At 67.1% G+C, this 15,031-nt stretch carries 12 protein-coding genes; 9 read left to right on the top strand and 3 right to left on the bottom strand.

Annotation, left to right across the window (positions count from 1 at the left end; genetic code table 11):
* The first annotated feature begins 209 nt into the window (after positions 1 to 209).
* From ACFQ0E_RS18320 to ACFQ0E_RS18310, 3 genes are read left to right on the top strand one after another with little or no spacing between them, the layout of a single operon-like run.
* Complete coding sequence (locus ACFQ0E_RS18320) at positions 210 to 995, top strand: DUF6875 domain-containing protein (RefSeq protein WP_386826329.1); 786 nt, start codon at positions 210 to 212, stop codon at positions 993 to 995.
* Positions 992 to 2,341, top strand: coding sequence for an FAD-dependent oxidoreductase (locus ACFQ0E_RS18315; RefSeq protein ID WP_386826327.1), 1,350 nt, complete (start codon positions 992 to 994; stop codon positions 2,339 to 2,341). The genes ACFQ0E_RS18320 and ACFQ0E_RS18315 overlap by 4 nt, the downstream gene beginning before the upstream one ends.
* Positions 2,338 to 3,063 (top strand): 4'-phosphopantetheinyl transferase family protein, encoded by a 726-nt coding sequence (locus tag ACFQ0E_RS18310; protein ID WP_386826326.1) that lies wholly within the window; start codon positions 2,338 to 2,340, stop codon positions 3,061 to 3,063. The genes ACFQ0E_RS18315 and ACFQ0E_RS18310 overlap by 4 nt, the downstream gene beginning before the upstream one ends.
* A 33-nt stretch (positions 3,064 to 3,096) precedes the next feature.
* Here ACFQ0E_RS18310 and ACFQ0E_RS18305 read toward each other — a convergent pair whose 3' ends face one another.
* Positions 3,097 to 4,308 (bottom strand): NAD(P)/FAD-dependent oxidoreductase, encoded by a 1,212-nt coding sequence (locus ACFQ0E_RS18305; protein ID WP_386826324.1) that lies wholly within the window; start codon positions 4,306 to 4,308, stop codon positions 3,097 to 3,099.
* 405 nt (positions 4,309 to 4,713) lie between these two features.
* Here ACFQ0E_RS18305 and ACFQ0E_RS18300 point away from each other — a divergent pair, with 405 nt between their 5' ends.
* Positions 4,714 to 6,699 carry a catalase gene (locus ACFQ0E_RS18300; RefSeq protein WP_386826322.1) on the top strand — a complete coding sequence of 662 codons (1,986 nt, stop codon included), beginning with the start codon at positions 4,714 to 4,716 and terminating at the stop codon, positions 6,697 to 6,699.
* Between the two features lie 63 nt (positions 6,700 to 6,762).
* Entirely contained in the window at positions 6,763 to 8,025 is a 1,263-nt protein-coding gene (locus tag ACFQ0E_RS18295; protein ID WP_386826320.1) for a phospholipase D-like domain-containing protein, read from the top strand.
* A 56-nt stretch (positions 8,026 to 8,081) separates the two neighbouring features.
* Here ACFQ0E_RS18295 and ACFQ0E_RS18290 read toward each other — a convergent pair whose 3' ends face one another.
* The gene (locus ACFQ0E_RS18290) at positions 8,082 to 8,846 is read right to left on the bottom strand and encodes a sulfotransferase-like domain-containing protein (RefSeq protein ID WP_386826318.1); all 765 of its coding nucleotides are present in this window, start codon (positions 8,844 to 8,846) and stop codon (positions 8,082 to 8,084) included.
* Positions 8,843 to 9,790: an aminotransferase class IV gene (locus ACFQ0E_RS18285; protein ID WP_386826316.1), complete on the bottom strand. Its 948-nt coding sequence runs from the start codon at positions 9,788 to 9,790 to the stop codon at positions 8,843 to 8,845. Before ACFQ0E_RS18285 ends, ACFQ0E_RS18290 begins: the two co-directional genes overlap by 4 nt.
* 348 nt (positions 9,791 to 10,138) lie before the next feature.
* Here ACFQ0E_RS18285 and thrS point away from each other — a divergent pair, with 348 nt between their 5' ends.
* The 4 genes from thrS (at position 10,139) to ACFQ0E_RS18265 (ending at position 14,990) form a co-directional block, all read left to right on the top strand.
* Positions 10,139 to 12,043, top strand: coding sequence for a threonine--tRNA ligase (gene thrS, locus ACFQ0E_RS18280; RefSeq protein WP_386826314.1), 1,905 nt, complete (start codon positions 10,139 to 10,141; stop codon positions 12,041 to 12,043).
* A gap of 57 nt (positions 12,044 to 12,100) precedes the next feature.
* Positions 12,101 to 12,625, top strand: coding sequence for a translation initiation factor IF-3 (gene infC / locus ACFQ0E_RS18275; RefSeq protein ID WP_386826465.1), 525 nt, complete (start codon positions 12,101 to 12,103; stop codon positions 12,623 to 12,625).
* Between the two features lie 172 nt (positions 12,626 to 12,797).
* Positions 12,798 to 13,481, top strand: a complete 684-nt coding sequence (locus ACFQ0E_RS18270; protein ID WP_386826312.1) for an ankyrin repeat domain-containing protein — start codon at positions 12,798 to 12,800, stop codon at positions 13,479 to 13,481.
* Positions 13,482 to 13,520: 39 nt separating this feature from the next.
* Positions 13,521 to 14,990 (top strand): XVIPCD domain-containing protein, encoded by a 1,470-nt coding sequence (locus tag ACFQ0E_RS18265; RefSeq protein ID WP_386826310.1) that lies wholly within the window; start codon positions 13,521 to 13,523, stop codon positions 14,988 to 14,990.
* Positions 14,991 to 15,031: the final 41 nt, after the last annotated feature.

Genomic DNA, 15,031 nt, shown 5'->3' with positions numbered 1-15,031 from the left:
GGCATGTCCGTCGCGCGTAATCCGTAAAGAGGGGCAAGTCGGCCATTGCACGCGCGAAATGGCCGGGCAATGAGGAGCGTGGTGCCGCAGGGACGACGGAAGATGGGAAAGCAGGCCAGGACGGTGACGCCGACATGGGGTCGGTGCAGGACAGACGGACGTCCCTGGGGCTTGCTGGCGCGAAGCAGTCAATTCAAGGGAAGAATGCAATGAACGCAGACAATCAGACGACCATCGCCGCACCGGCGCCGACGGGTTGCCCGCATGCACGGGCGCAGGCGGTCGCGTCGTCCGCCCATCCGGATCTCGTGTTGCGCCGTGCGTCCGAAGTGGCCGCCAGTGAGGCGCCCGAGACCGCGCTCGGCGAAACGATCGCGTGGGTACGGCGTTTCCTCGCCAAGCCCAATCCGGAGCTCGGTCGGGCCGGCCCGGTGTGTCCGTTCACGCCGATGGCCCTGGAGCTGGACACCATCTGGATGACCGAGGTGCGCGAATCCACGCCCGATCCGTCGGCGATCCAGAACGTGATCGAGCAGTGCCGCGAAGTCTTCATGAAGACCGAGCCGCGCGAAGGTCCGCTGGCGATCAACAAGGTGATCATGGTGGTGTTCTCCGGCATGAGCGAAGCGGACGCGCCGTGGATCGACGCCATGCAGGCCCGGCTCAAGCCCGGTTTCGTCGAGGTCGGCCTGATGCTCGGCGAGTTCCACGCCCGCAACGAGACGCCCGGCCTGCGCAACGAAGCCTTCCGGCCGCTGCGCAGCCCGATCCCGATGCTGGTGATCCGGCACATGGTCGAATCCGACCTGCCGTTCCTCAAGCGCATGGTCGACCGTCCGGACATCCGCGCGTCGTACCTGCGTTCGTACCTGCGTCGCCTCGGCGCGAACATCCGCCGCAACTACTTCGACCAGGCGGTCGAGGCGCTGGTCGACGCCGAACTGGAACTGCGCGCCGCCGTGGCGCATCCGGAACCTGTCGAGGTCGTGCGATGACGGCGAAGATCGATGCGGCGAACGCTGCCGCGCAGCGGGTGGCGATCGTCGGTGGCGGCCTGGCCGGTTCGCTGCTGGCGCTGGCGCTGGCGGAACGCGGCTATCGCGTCGACGTCTTCGAACGTCGCAGCGACCCGCGCGTGGCCGGCGCCGAAAGCGGGCGCTCGATCAACCTCGGCCTGTCCAAGCGCGGCATCCAGGCGCTGACCGAAGTGGGTCTCATCGACATGGCCATGCCGCTGACCGTGGTCATGCGCGGTCGCGTGATCCATGCGCCGCACGGCCACACGCGTTTCCAGCCCTACGGCAAGGACCGCGGCGAAGTGCTGTACTCGATCGACCGCAGCGAGCTGATCCGCCTGCTGCTGGATCGCGCCGAGCGCCAGCCCGGCGTGACCCTGCATTTCGACCATCGCTTCGTGTCCGCCGACAAGGTCGCGCGCGAGCTGACGCTGGAAAGCGGCGGCGAGACGCGCCGCATCGCCGCCGACTGGGTGATCTGCGCGGACGGTGCGTTCTCGCGTTGTCGTCCGGAAATGCAGCGCGGCCTGCGCGCGGATTTCCATCGCGAATACCTGGAGTGGGGCTACAAGGAACTCACCCTCGCGGCGGGCCCCGATGGCGAATCGGTCATCGACCTGACCGCGCTGCACGTCTGGCCGCGCGCGCACTGCCTGTTCGTCTCGCATCCCAATCGGGACGGCTCGCACACGCTCACGCTGTTCCTGCCGCACGAGGGCCCGGACAGCTTCGCGACCACGAACACCCCGGAGGAGATCCGTGCGTTGTTCCAGAAATATTTCCCCGACCTGCTGCCGATGCTGCCGGCGCTGGTCGAGCAATGGACCTCGCGTCCGACCGGATCGCTGCTGACCACGAAGACCGCGCCCTGGCGCTTCGAGGACTGGATGGTGCTGGTCGGCGATTCGGCGCATGCCGTGTATCCGTTCTACGGGCAGGGCATGAATTCCGCGTTCGAGGACTGCTCCGCGCTGCTCGCCGCGCTGAAGGCGCATCCGGGCGATCGCGCCGCCGCCTTCGCCGCCTACGAGAATGCGCGCCGCCCGCATACCGACGTGCTGATGGAGCTGTCCAAGGCGAACTTCGTCGAACTTCGGCAGAAGGTGAGTTCGCCCTGGTTCCTCGCGCGCAAGCGCCTGGACGTGCTGCTCAATCGACTGCTGCCCGGAATGTGGCTGCCGATCTACACGATGGTCTCGCACACCACGATGCCCTATGCCGAAGCCCTGGCGCGCGCGCGCAGGCAGGACCGCATCCTCGGTGCGGTCGCCACAGGCCTGGTGCTCGCGATCGGCGGCGGCCTCTGGTGGGGGTTGCGCGCATGAGTGCGGTCATCTCACCGGTCGCGAAGATCGACCACGACATCCCGTCGCTGTTCCGCATGCTGCTGCCGCCATCGGTACGGCTGGCGGAAATGCCGCCCGAGCGCGCAGATCCTGCGGCACTGTCCGCCGAGGAGCAGCAGCAGATCGCACGCGCGGTCCCCAAGCGGCGCATGGAGTTCGCCGCCGGGCGCCAGCTCGCGCGACGCCTGCTCGGCGACATGGGGCTGGAGATCGACGCGCTGGTCAGCGATGCCGACCGCGTGCCGCGCTGGCCGGCGCCGGTGGTCGGCTCGATCACCCATTGCCGCAGCCTGTGCGCCGTCGCCGTGGTGCCGCGCGCGCTGTCCCTCGGCATCGGCCTCGACGTCGAGCCCGCCGAGCCGATGAAGCCCGAGCTGCTGCCGCACATCCTGCGCGAGTCCGAGTCCGCCCGTCTGCGCGACTGGCCGGCGCGCTGGCGCGAACTGGGCGGCATCCTGACCTTCTCGGCGAAGGAATCGCTGTACAAGTCGATCTATCCCGTGCACCGCGTGTTCCTGGATTTCCAGGATGTCGAGCTGCACTGGTCCGACTTCGAACCCGACGGCAGCGGGCTGCTCGCGACCTTCGAAGGCGACGTGCGCGTGCCGCAGGCCACCTTCCCGGGCATGACGCGCATCACCGGCCAGGCGCGCGTCGCGCACGGCCACATCGGCACGGTGGTGGTGCTGCCGCCACAGTGAGGCGGCGTCACGCATCTTCGCGTCGTCCGCGCCTCAGGCCATCCGGTCGAAGCCGAAGATGTCCGACAAGGGATGCTTGCGTCTCTCGATGAGGGCGCGGATCAATCCCGCGCCCAGCATCGAATAGGTGATGCCGTTGCCACCATAGGCCATCGCGAACAGCAGCCGTGGTCCCGTGCCGGGCCGGGTGCCGAACCAGGGAAGCCCGTCCTCGGTTTCCGCGAAGGTGCCGGCCCAGGCGAAGGCGGGTTCGACGGGCAGGTGCGGGAAAAGCCTGCGCACCTGCTTCGCCAGTCGCGCGGCCTTCGAGTCGACCCGGGCATCGCGGCGAGACGGGATGTCCACGTCGTCGTCCTCGCCGCCGACCAGCAGGCGGCCATCGCCGGTCGAGCGCAGGTAGAGATACGGTCGCGCGGATTCCCACACCATCGTGTCGGCCAGTTCGCCGAGGACGCCGGGTGCGATCGGATCGGTCACGAACGCATAGCTGCTGCGGTTCTTCGCGACCTTGCGATCGACGTAGTCCTGGCTCGCGTAGCCCGCAGCCATCACCACGTGCTTGGCGCGGACGGTGCCGCCGGTCGCGGTTTCGAGCGTCGCGCCGCGTGCGCCGATGTCCAGACGCACCACCGGCGAGCGGTCGTGCACCGCAGCGCCGGCCTTCTGGATGCGTGCGAGCAGCCTGGATGCCATTCGATAGGGATCGATGCGCGCCGCCTGGCGGCTGAGGATCGCGGCGGGCGCATCGATGCCGTAGCGCGCTTCGACGTCGCCGCGATCGAGCCAGTCCATCTCGAAACCATGCCGGCGACGCAATGCGTATTCTTCGCGAAGCACGGGTCGGTCCCGTCGATGGCTGGCCAGGTAGAGGCTGCGCGTGCGGCGGAAATCCACGTCGCGCAGTTCCGCCGCCTTGGCTGCCAGCATGTCGATCGCATCGCTGCAGGCCCGATACGCCAACGCCGCGCTCGGTTCGCCGTAGCGCTTCGCCAGGTCGACCATGTGCGTATCGATCTCGTACTGCAGCAGCGCGGTGCTCGCCGCCGTGCTGCCCCAGCCGACATCCCGCTGGTCGACGACCAGGACGTCATGGCCGTGCTTCACCAGTTCGTCCGCGATCAGCGCGCCGGTGATGCCTGCGCCGATCACCGCGACATCGCAGCGCAGGTCGGACGTCAGCGGCGGAAAGGCATGCATCAATCCATTCTTGATCGACCAGAAGGGATATCCGCTTTTGAGGTCCATGCTGAACTCGTCCGAAAGGATGCGATGCAGTCTGCTGCCATTCCGCTACCAATTCAACCGGAAAGCCTGCACTCTCGGTGGATGCCGTCGAAAACCGATCGTGCGGTGCATGAAACCGTCTGTTTCATGGGGTTTTCGTGCATCCTGCACGAACCTCGTTGCAAAAGGAACGATCGCGGCGGCACGTCATGCAATCCGCATGCATCGACCCAATCCGAGGAGAACATCATGGCCACGAGGAAATCATCCGGCGATCGTCCGGCAGCGCGGTCCACCGCATCGGGACGCGCGAACGACATCGCGAAGCAGAGAACCAGGCCGGCGGGACGCGCGCACGGAGCAGGCGAAGACGAGCGCGGCAATGGCGGCGAACTGCAGCGGCAGGCCCGAGGCGCCCATCCGCTCATGACCACGGCCCAGGGCATTCCCGTGGCGGACAACCAGAACTCGTTGCGGCCCTTCTCGCGTGGCCCGACGCTGCTCGAGGATTTCATCCTGCGCGAGAAGATCACCCACTTCGACCACGAACGCATTCCGGAGCGCATCGTGCATGCGCGCGGCAGCGCCGCGCACGGCTACTTCGAACTGACTCATTCGCTAGAGAAATGCACCACTGCGCGCATCCTCACCGAGAAGGGCGTCCGCACACCGGTGTTCTGCCGCTTTTCCACGGTGGCGGGCGGCGCGGGCTCGGTCGACACGCCGCGCGATGTGCGCGGATTCGCGGTGAAGTTCTACACGCAGCAAGGCAATTGGGACCTGGTGGGCAACAACATCCCGGTGTTTTTCATCCAGGACGCGATGAAATTCCCCGACCTCGTCCACGCGGTGAAGATGGAGCCCGATCGCGGCTGGCCGCAGGCCGGCAGCGCGCACGACACGTTCTGGGATTTCGTGTCGCTGATGCCCGAAACCATGCACATGGTCATGTGGGCGATGAGCGACCGCACGCTGCCCCGCAGCCTGCGCATGATGGAAGGCTTCGGCGTGCACTCGTTCCGCCTGCTCGACGACAAGGGCGCCTCCACCTTCGTCAAGTTCCACTGGCGGCCGAAGCTCGGCCTGCAGTCGACGCTCTGGGACGAAGCGCTGAAACTGCAGGCCGCCGACAACGATTTCCATCGTCGCGACCTGTGGGAGGCGATCGATGCCGGGGATTTCCCGGAGTGGGAGCTGGCCGTGCAACTGTTCACCGAGGACGAGGCCGAGGCGTTCCCGTTCGATCACCTGGATCCGACCAAGCTGATCCCGGAGGAACTGGTGCCGCTGAAGGTGATCGGGCGCATGGTGCTGGACCGCAACCCCGACAATCTCTTCGCCGAAACCGAGCAGGTCGCCTTCTGCCCGGCGAACCTGGTGCCCGGCATCGACCTGTCGAACGATCCGCTGCTGCAGGGACGCCTGCATTCGTACCTCGACACCCAACTGTCGCGCTTGGGCGGCCCGAATTTCCACCAGCTTCCGATCAATGCGCCGAAATGCCCGTTCGCCAACCACCAGCGCGACGGGCACATGCAGATGGCGGTGCCGCGCGGACGCGTCGCCTACGAGCCCTCCAGCCTCGATCCGGAATCGCCGCGCGCCAGCCGCGAACGCGGCTTCCGTCATTTCGCCGAAATTCCGGGCGATGGCGGCAAGGAACGCCTCCGTCCCGCCAGCTTCAGCGACCACTACAGCCAGGCGCGCATGTTCTTCCGCAGCCAGGGCCTGCTGGAGCAGGCGCATCTCGCGTCCGCGCTGGTCTTCGAGCTGTCCAAGGTGCAGGCCGCGCACGTGCGCGATGCCGTGGTCGGCCATCTGCGCAACATCGATGCCGACCTGGCCTCGCGGGTGGCGGATGGCCTCGGCATGACGTCCCTGCCGCCTGCGCCAATGCCGGTATCGCCGGTGCTGGACCTGGCCCCGTCTCCGGCCCTGCGGATCATCGATCGCATGAAGGACACGCTGCAGGGGCGATGCATCGGCATCCTCGTGTCGGAAGGCACGGACATGAAAGCCGTGGATGCGCTGCGAACGGCGGCAAGGAAGGCGGGCGCGCAGGTCAAGCTGGTCGCACCCAGGCTCAGCGTGATCGCGGCCGATGGCCGTCCTCTCGACGTCGACGGGCAGCTGGCCGGCACACCGTCGGCGCTGTTCGACGCAGTCGCGAGCATCCTCGCGCCGGAGGAAGGCGCGCGACTGGCGAAGGACGCCGGTGCGGTCGACTGGTTCCGCGATGCCTTCGGTCATCTCAAGGCCATCGCCGCCTGCGAGGGAACGCGCGCGATCCTCAAGGCGGGTGGCATCAAGCCCGATGCCGGCGTCGTGATGCCCGACGACGTGCGCGCGTTCCTCGCCTTGGCCAGGACCCGGCAGTGGAAGCGCGAGCCGAAGCTGCGCTCCCTCGCCTGAACCGGCGCCCCGCTTCTCCAGGTGGGAAGTGGGGTGCGTCCACCGATCCGGAGCCCCTGGCCCATGTCGATCATCCTCGTCACGTCGCTGCTGACGCTGGTCGCGATCGTGGTCGCGATGAACTTCGCGACGCCGGAAAAGAAGCTCGAGCGCAGGATCGAGCACGGGTCCACCGTGCGCGATCCGCAGTTCCGGCGCGAGATGAGCGTGATGCTGGGCCCCGGCCTGCTGCCGGGCAACCACGTGCGGGACCTGCAGAACGGCGACGACATCTTTCCCGCCATGCTCGACGCGATTCGCGCGGCCGAGCGTTCGATCAACTTCGAGACCTACATCTACTGGTCCGGCGACGTCGGCAGGCAGTTCGCGGACGCCTTGTCCGAGCGCGCACGGGCTGGCGTGCAGGTGAGCGTGCTGCTCGATTGGCTGGGCAGCGTGAAGATGGACGACGCACTGTTGCGACAGATGACGGAGGCCGGTGCGCAGGTCGAAAAGTACCGGCCGCTGAAGTGGTACAACCTGGGCCGCATCAACAACCGCACCCATCGCAAGATCCTGGTGATCGACGGCAAGCTCGGCTTCACCGGCGGCGTGGGCATCGCCGACCAGTGGAACGGCCATGCCCAGGATGCGGACCACTGGCGCGACATGCACTTCCGGGTCGACGGGCCGGTGGTCGCGCAGTTCCAGGCCGCGTTCAACGACAACTGGATCAAGTCCACCGGCAAGGTGTTGAACGGGCCCGGACATTTCCCGTCGATCCCGCCGGCCGGCGACATGGATGCGCACATGTTCATCGCTTCGCCCGCAGGCGGCAGCGAGAGCATGCACTTGATGTACCTGATGTCGATCGCCGCATCGGCCGAGAGCATCGACTTGGAGGCGGCGTATTTCGTGCCCGACGCGCTCATCCTGCAGGCGCTGCTGGCCGCCTGCAGGCGCGGTGTCCGGGTTCGCGTGCTCTTGCCCGGCAGGCATATCGATTCGGCCACGGTGCGGCTGGCGTCCAGGGCGCACTGGGGCGAACTGCTGCGTGGTGGCGTCGAGGTATACGAGTACCAGCCGACGATGATGCACAACAAGCTGCTGGTCGTGGACCGCACGATGGTTTCGGTCGGATCCACCAATTTCGATGTGCGCTCGTTCCGCCTCAACGACGAGGCCAGCATGAACGTCTACGACCGCGCGTTCGCGCTGCGCATGACGGCCGTCTTCGAGGACGACCTGGCGCACGCAGTGAGATACACCTGGGACATGTGGCGCGCGCGTCCACTGCGCGAGAAGGTCCTCGAAGCGCTGGTCCTGCCGTTCAAGTCGCAGCTCTGAGCCCGGTGCCGGCGCGCGTGCTCTACGCCGGCGGTGGCGTGGACGAGGGGGCGGCCTCAGGCCACCCGCATGCGATAGCTGCGCAGCCGCTCGTACACAGGCCGGCACGCTTCCGCCGCCGCCAGCGCGTCGCCGGTCAACGTGTCTCCGCGCGGGCGCCAGGGTTCGAAGCCGGTCGATTTCCAGACCACGTCGTACCAGTACTTCGCCCACACGCCGTCGCTGTCGCGCGGGCCGGCCGGCCACGACAACATGCGCGGGGTGAAGGCGATGCCCAACCGCGCGCAGAGCAGGCGCAGATGCGATTCCGGCGCGCGCAGGAAATCGCCCGCATCGATCACCGCAGGCGCTTCGCCCAGCTGGTCGCACAGCCAGTCGAACAGCTCGCCCTGCTGCTGCAGGCCGATGTCCTCGGGCGCGACGGCCGCGCGCGAACGCACGTAGGACGCCACCACTTCCGCCGGATCGCGGATCAGCAGCACGTTGCGCAGGCCGAGCATCCACTGCCGGTCCATCTGCGGCAGCAGGTGGTGGGTCATGTGTTTCTGGTACCACACCGGCTTGTGGCCGGGTGCGGGCCCGAGCAGGTCGCGGGTGACCTTGCGCCAGTCGGTCTCGCCGGCGGCCAGCACCTCGTCGCGACCCGGGTGGTCGATGCCGGTCTCGGCGAGGTAGGCCGCATACAGCGGTTCGTCGCTCACCGCGCAGTCGTCGCGGTTTTCCCAGGCGCGCATCATCGCGGTCGAGATGTTGCGCGGCCCGCTCCACATCGCGATGCGCAGGGTGTCGCGGACCGGCGGCTCGAACATGCGGATGCTCATGCGAGGCGCACTCCCGCGCGGAAGGCCACGTCGCGCGCGACCAGCTCGCGGTACAGTCCCTGCAGGCGCGTCACCATCGGGCCGGGCAGGGGGCCGTCGCCAACCTCACCGATGGTCCGGCCGTCGATGCTGCGTACCGGCGCCAGGCCGGCGAAGGTGCCGGTGGTGAAGGCTTCGTCGGCGGAATAGACCTGGGTCAGGCTGAAGTTCTTTTCGAAGCAGGGAATGCCGGCCTCGCGGCAGGCGCGCAGGACGTTCGCGCGGGTGATCCCGCCGAGGCAGTAGTCGCCGGTCGAGGTCCACACCTCGCCCTTGCGCACGATGAAGAAATGCGTCGAATTGCAGGTCGCCACGAAGCCGTGCGGATCGAGCATCAGCGCCTCGTCGGCGCCGGCCTCCGTCGCCTGGATGCAGGCCGTGATGCAGTTGAGCTTGCTGTGGCTGTTGAGCTTCGGATCCTGCACGTCCGGGAAGCCGCGGCGCACGTGCACGGTGAACAGGCGCAGGCCCTTCGCCAGGGTCTCGGGCTTGGCGACCTTGAACTCGGGAATGATCACCACCGTCGCCGGGCCCACGGTCACGCGCGGATCCTGGTAGGGCGTGCGCTTCACGCCGCGCGACACCATCAGGCGCATGTGCACGCCGTCGTGCATGTCGTTCGCGGCAAGCGTGTCGTACAACGCCCGGGTCAGCGTCGCGCGATCCAGGCCGATGTCCAGCGCGATCGCCTTTGCGCCCTCGTACAGCCGATCCAGGTGCTCATCGAGGAACACCGGATGCCCGCCGATCACCCGCAGCCCTTCCCAGACCCCGTCGCCGAGCACGAAGCCACTGTCGAATACCGACACCGTGGCCTCGGCCCTGGGCTTGAGCGCGCCGTTGATCCAGATCCGGATGCCGGCATTGCGCGGGTCGTCGTGGAAGTCGTGGATGCTCTGGGACATCGCGGGTCCATGCCGAGGGGGAGGTCGAGTGTAGTGCACCCGAGTGTAGGACTGCGGCCCCGTGGGTGGAATGCGACTCAGGTCGGAAGCGTCTCGGCACATGCCCGCAAGCCCCGGATTTCGTTGACATCCCGTCCATCCCAGCGCTAAGGTGCGGGCACCGCGAACTGACCCAGGTGACGCCCGGAAACGGCCGTCGAGCGTGCGACATGAGCACTACCCGCCACCCCTGACGACCCCGCCCGAGGCCCGCGACACCGCGAGAGCGCCTTCGGGGCGCTTTTTTGTTGCCTCACTTCCGCCGCGCGCCCACCGGGTGCCGGCCGCGCATCCACGACAAGACACCCCATGATCGCCATCACGCTCCCCGACGGCAGCCGCCGCGAGTTCGAATCCGCTCCTACCGTCGGCGATGTCGCCGCCTCCATCGGCGCCGGCCTGGCCAAGGCCGCGCTGGCCGGCAAGGTCGACGGCAGGCTCGTCGACACCAGTTTCCGCATCGAACAGGATGCCGAGCTGGCCATCGTCACCGAGAAATCCCCCGAGGCGCTGGACATCCTCCGCCACTCCACCGCCCACCTGCTGGCCCAGGCCGTGCAGCGCCTGTTCCCCGGCGCGCAGGTCACCATCGGCCCGGTGATCGACAACGGCTTCTACTACGACTTCGCCTACGAGCGCCCGTTCACGCCGGAAGACCTGCCGGCGATCGAGGCCGAGATGCAGAAGATCGTCAAGGAAGCGCATGCGGTCAGTCGCAGCGTGAAGTCGCGCGACGACGCCGTGGCCTACTTCAAGGGCCTGGGCGAGCACTACAAGGCCGAGATCATCGAAAGCATTCCGGCGAACGAGGATCTGTCCCTGTACACGCAGGGCGAATTCACCGATCTCTGCCGCGGCCCGCACGTGCCCGCCACCGACAAGCTTCGCGCGTTCAAGCTGATGAAGGTCGCCGGCGCCTACTGGCGCGGTGATTCCAACAACCAGATGCTCAGCCGCATCTACGGCACGGCCTGGCTCAACGACAAGGACCTCAAGGCCTACCTGCATCAGCTCGAAGAGGCCGAGAAGCGCGACCACCGCAAGATTGCCAAGGCCCAGGACCTGTTCCACCTGCAGGAAGAAGGCCCCGGCCTGATCTTCTGGCATCCCAAGGGCTGGGCGATCTGGCAGGTCGTCGAGCAGTACATGCGCAAGGTCTACCGCGACAGCGGCTACCAGGAAGTGCGCTGCCCGCAGATCCTCGACGTGACCCTTTGGCAGAAGTCCGGCCACTGGGACAACTACAAGGACAACATGTTCTTCACCGAGTCGGAAAAGCGCACCTATGCGCTGAAGCCGATGAACTGCCCGGGCCACGTCCAGGTCTTCAACCAGGGCCTGCACAGCTACCGCGACCTGCCGATCCGCTACGGCGAGTTCGGCGCCTGTCATCGCAACGAGCCCTCGGGCGCGCTGCACGGCATCCTCCGCGTGCGTGGCTTCACCCAGGACGACGGCCACATCTTCTGCACCGAAGACCAGATCGAGTCCGAGGTCCGCGCCTTCCACGAGCAGGCGCTCAAGGTCTACGGCCATTTCGGCTTCGAGGACGTTCAGATCAAGATCGCCCTGCGCCCGGAATCGCGCCTCGGCGACGACGCCACCTGGGACAAGGCCGAGAACGCCCTGCGGTCGGCCCTCGGCGCCGCCGGCGTGCAATGGGAGGAGCTGCCGGGCGAGGGCGCCTTCTACGGCCCGAAGATCGAATACCACCTCAAGGACGCCATCGGCCGCACCTGGCAGCTCGGCACCATGCAGGTCGATTTCATGATGCCGGGCCGCCTCGGCGCCGAATACGTGGACGCCAGCAGCCAGCGCCGCCACCCGGTCATGCTGCACCGCGCCATCGTCGGCTCGATGGAGCGCTTCATCGGCATCCTGATCGAACACCACGCCGGGCATATGCCCGCCTGGCTGGCCCCGATCCAGGCGGTCGTGATGAACATCACGGACGCCCAGGCCGACTATGTCGACGAGGTCCGGAAATCCCTTATGAATCAAGGTCTCCGGGTCTCGGCCGATTTGCGCAACGAGAAAATCGGCTTTAAGATTCGCGAGCACACGCTGCAGCGGGTGCCGTACCTGCTCGTGGTCGGGGACCGCGAGAAGGAACACGGCGTAGTGTCGGTGCGCTCGCGCTCGGGGGAAGATTTCGGCAACATGACCGTCGCCGACTTCGTCGCCCGCGTGGCGGCCGAGTCGTCGGCAGCGTGATCCAACACCGGCGGATGCCCAGTCCGCCGGCTCACATCCCTCTTCGGAGATCGCAACATCAGTACCCCTCAGGAAAAGCAGAACCGCAAGAATCACGAGATCCGCGTTCCGCGCGTCCGCGTGATCGGCAGCGACGGCGAGATGATCGGCGTCCTGTCGCGTGATGAAGCGTTGGCCAAGGCCGAGGACGAAGGTCTCGACCTTGTCGAGATCCAGCCGAACGCCGATCCGCCGGTCTGCAGGATCATGGATTTCGGCAAGTTCAAATTCGAAACGCAGAAGAAGGCGTCTGCTGCCAAAAAGAAGCAGAAGATCGTCGAGATCAAGGAAGTCAAGTTCCGTCCGGTCACGGACGAAGGCGACTACCAGATCAAGCTGCGCAAGATGCGCGAATTCCTGGCCGAAGGCGACAAGATCAAGGTCAACATCCGCTTCCGTGGCCGCGAGATGAGCCACATGGAGCTCGGTCGCGAGATGGCCAACCGGATCGAAGCCGATCTCGGCGAGGACATCGTCATCGAATCGCGCCCGCGCCTCGAAGGCCGGCAGATGGTGATGATGATCGCGCCGAAGAAGAAGTAAGCGTTTCCCGAGATGTCCGACGCTGCCCGGTGGCCTTGCCCCCGGGCAGCGTTCGTATGGGCGCGCCCTTGGCCTTGCGGCGGCCGGATGCGAACCCGGTCAGGATCGATCCACGTACTTCGGGGTATGCTCCAATGACCGGCACTGACCGACCGGCGCGCAAGGAGCACGCATGATCGAACCGCAGATCGCGACCGCCAGCCCGCAGGGCGGCGATGTCTTCGAGGATCCCGTCGTCGCCGCGCTGGCCGAGGCGATCCGCGTGCACGACAACGCGAACGTCCGAGCCCTGGCCTCCCGGGCGGACCTCCGGGCCTGCGGCGATCGCAAAGTGACCCTGCTGCAATGGGCGCTTCTGCAGCGCAACGCCGACGCCATCCGCGCGCTCATCGAAGCCGGTGCCGATCCCGCGCAGTCCGGCCTGGACGGGGACACCGTCGTCCACCTGGCCACGATGGCCGAAGATCCGGTCTGGCTGGACACCCTGCTCGCGCTGTCGGTCAATCCCAATGTCGTCAACGCGCACACCGGCGCGGTGCCGCTGTGCGAGGCGCTGATGAACGGCCGCGAGCGCCAGTTCCATCGTCTGCTGGCGACGCCCGGCATCGATCTGGACCATGCCGATGCCGGCGGCAACACGCCGCTGCATGTCGCGGCCATGATCAACGCACCGGCCCGGGTGTTCGAATTGCTGGAGGCGGGCGCCGATCCAGCCCTGCGCAACCGCCAGGGCGCCACCTTCCAGCGCTATCTGTTCAAGGTGCGGCTCGACATGATGGATGCCGAAGGCAGTCGTCGCTGGGAAGACGTCCTGGAATGGATGGTCGCGCGCCAGATCCCGATCGACCTGCATTGACGCCGCTCCGAGCGGATCCGACCGAGGGAGGAATCATCGATGGAATATTTCAGGAACCTGGTGCGTGCCCACGTCCCGAGGCCGCAGCCCGAGCCGCCGCCGCAGGTGCCGGCCCAGACCATGGCCGAACTGGCCAAGGACGTCTACCGCGCGCCGGGCGAGACGCCATCGTCGACCGGCTTCCGCCGCCTCGGGGAAGAGGAACTGCGCGAAAAGGGCATCGATCCGCAGGCCATGCACACCAAGAGCGGCATGCAGGCCGAGCTGTACGCCAACGACAGCGGCCAGCACGTGCTGTCGTTCCGGGGCACGGTCAATCCCAGCGTGCGCGTGGAAACGCGGCCGTTCGACGGTCCCAGCGGCCTGGACATCGAATCCGACATGCTCGGCATGCTGCGCGGGCACGAATACGCGCTGAAGGTGGATGATGTCCGTCAGTCTGGCCAGGACTGGGTGACCAACCTCAAACAGGGCCTGGGCATCGAAAGCCAGCAGCACAAGGATGCGGTCGCCCTCGGCAACCTCTGCAACGAAGCGATCGGTCGCGACCAGCTGATGGTGACGGGCCACTCCAAGGGCGGTGGCCAGGCACAGCTGGTCAGCGCGATGTTCGGCAACCATGGCATGACCTTCAATTCGGCCGGCCTGCACGACGAGACGCTTCGCGGGTTCCAGCTCGATCCCGAGCGCGTCCGCGAGCGTGCGCCGCAGCTGATGACCAGCGTGGTCACCCGCGGCGAGATCCTCGACAGCGTGCAGGGACGCGAATTCAACACCGGCGAGTGGATGAAGTCGGTGCTGCGCGGCAGTTCGCTCGGCGAATACGGCGAGCCGCAGGAAGTCATCGACCAGCTCGGCATCGACGGCATGACCACCCGGGTGCCTACCGCCATGGGCAAGCGCCACGAGCTGACGCCGCAGGAGGGCCTGGGCAGCGTCAAGCTGCACACGATGGACGGCGGGGTGTTGCCGTACGTCTCGCAGTTGCAGGGATTGTCCGTCGGGCCCGTCCAGCAGCAGGCGTCATCGCATGCGTTCGGTCACATGCCGATGGGGCTTGGCATGTTCCGTTCGCCCCTGTTCGACGACACCCTGCTGCACGGACGCTTCGCGCAGGCATTCCGCGATCTCGCGCCGCGCGACCCCCTGCTCAGCGACGAACGGCATCCGATGCACGGCATGTACACCCAGGCGCTGACCCAGGTGCGCGACCATCTGCCCGGTGACCGCGACAGCGAACGCATCGCCGGCGCGCTGACCGTGGCCGCGCAGTCGCGGGGGCTGGAACGGATCGATGCGCTCGTGCCCGCCGACAATGGCAACACCTTGTTCGCCGTGCAGGGACGCGTCCCTGATCCGGCGGCCCGCGTCTCCGAAGCGGTCGATGTCGGGGTTGCGCGCCAGACAACGCTGGAGGACAGCAGCCGGCGATCGGCCGAACTGCATGCCCTGCAGCCTCAGGAGCGCGTGCAGGACGAGGTCCAGCAGGTCCATGCGCGCCACCACTGACCGCGCCATCACCGACATGCCCTGCCTTGTGGCGGTCATGG

This window comes from Lysobacter brunescens (assembly GCF_042677005.1).
In the GTDB taxonomy this organism is placed as follows: Bacteria; Pseudomonadota; Gammaproteobacteria; order Xanthomonadales; family Xanthomonadaceae; genus Lysobacter_I; species Lysobacter_I brunescens.
The sequence above is the reverse complement of the archived record's forward strand: the minus strand, read 5'-3'. Positions and strand labels throughout refer to the sequence as shown.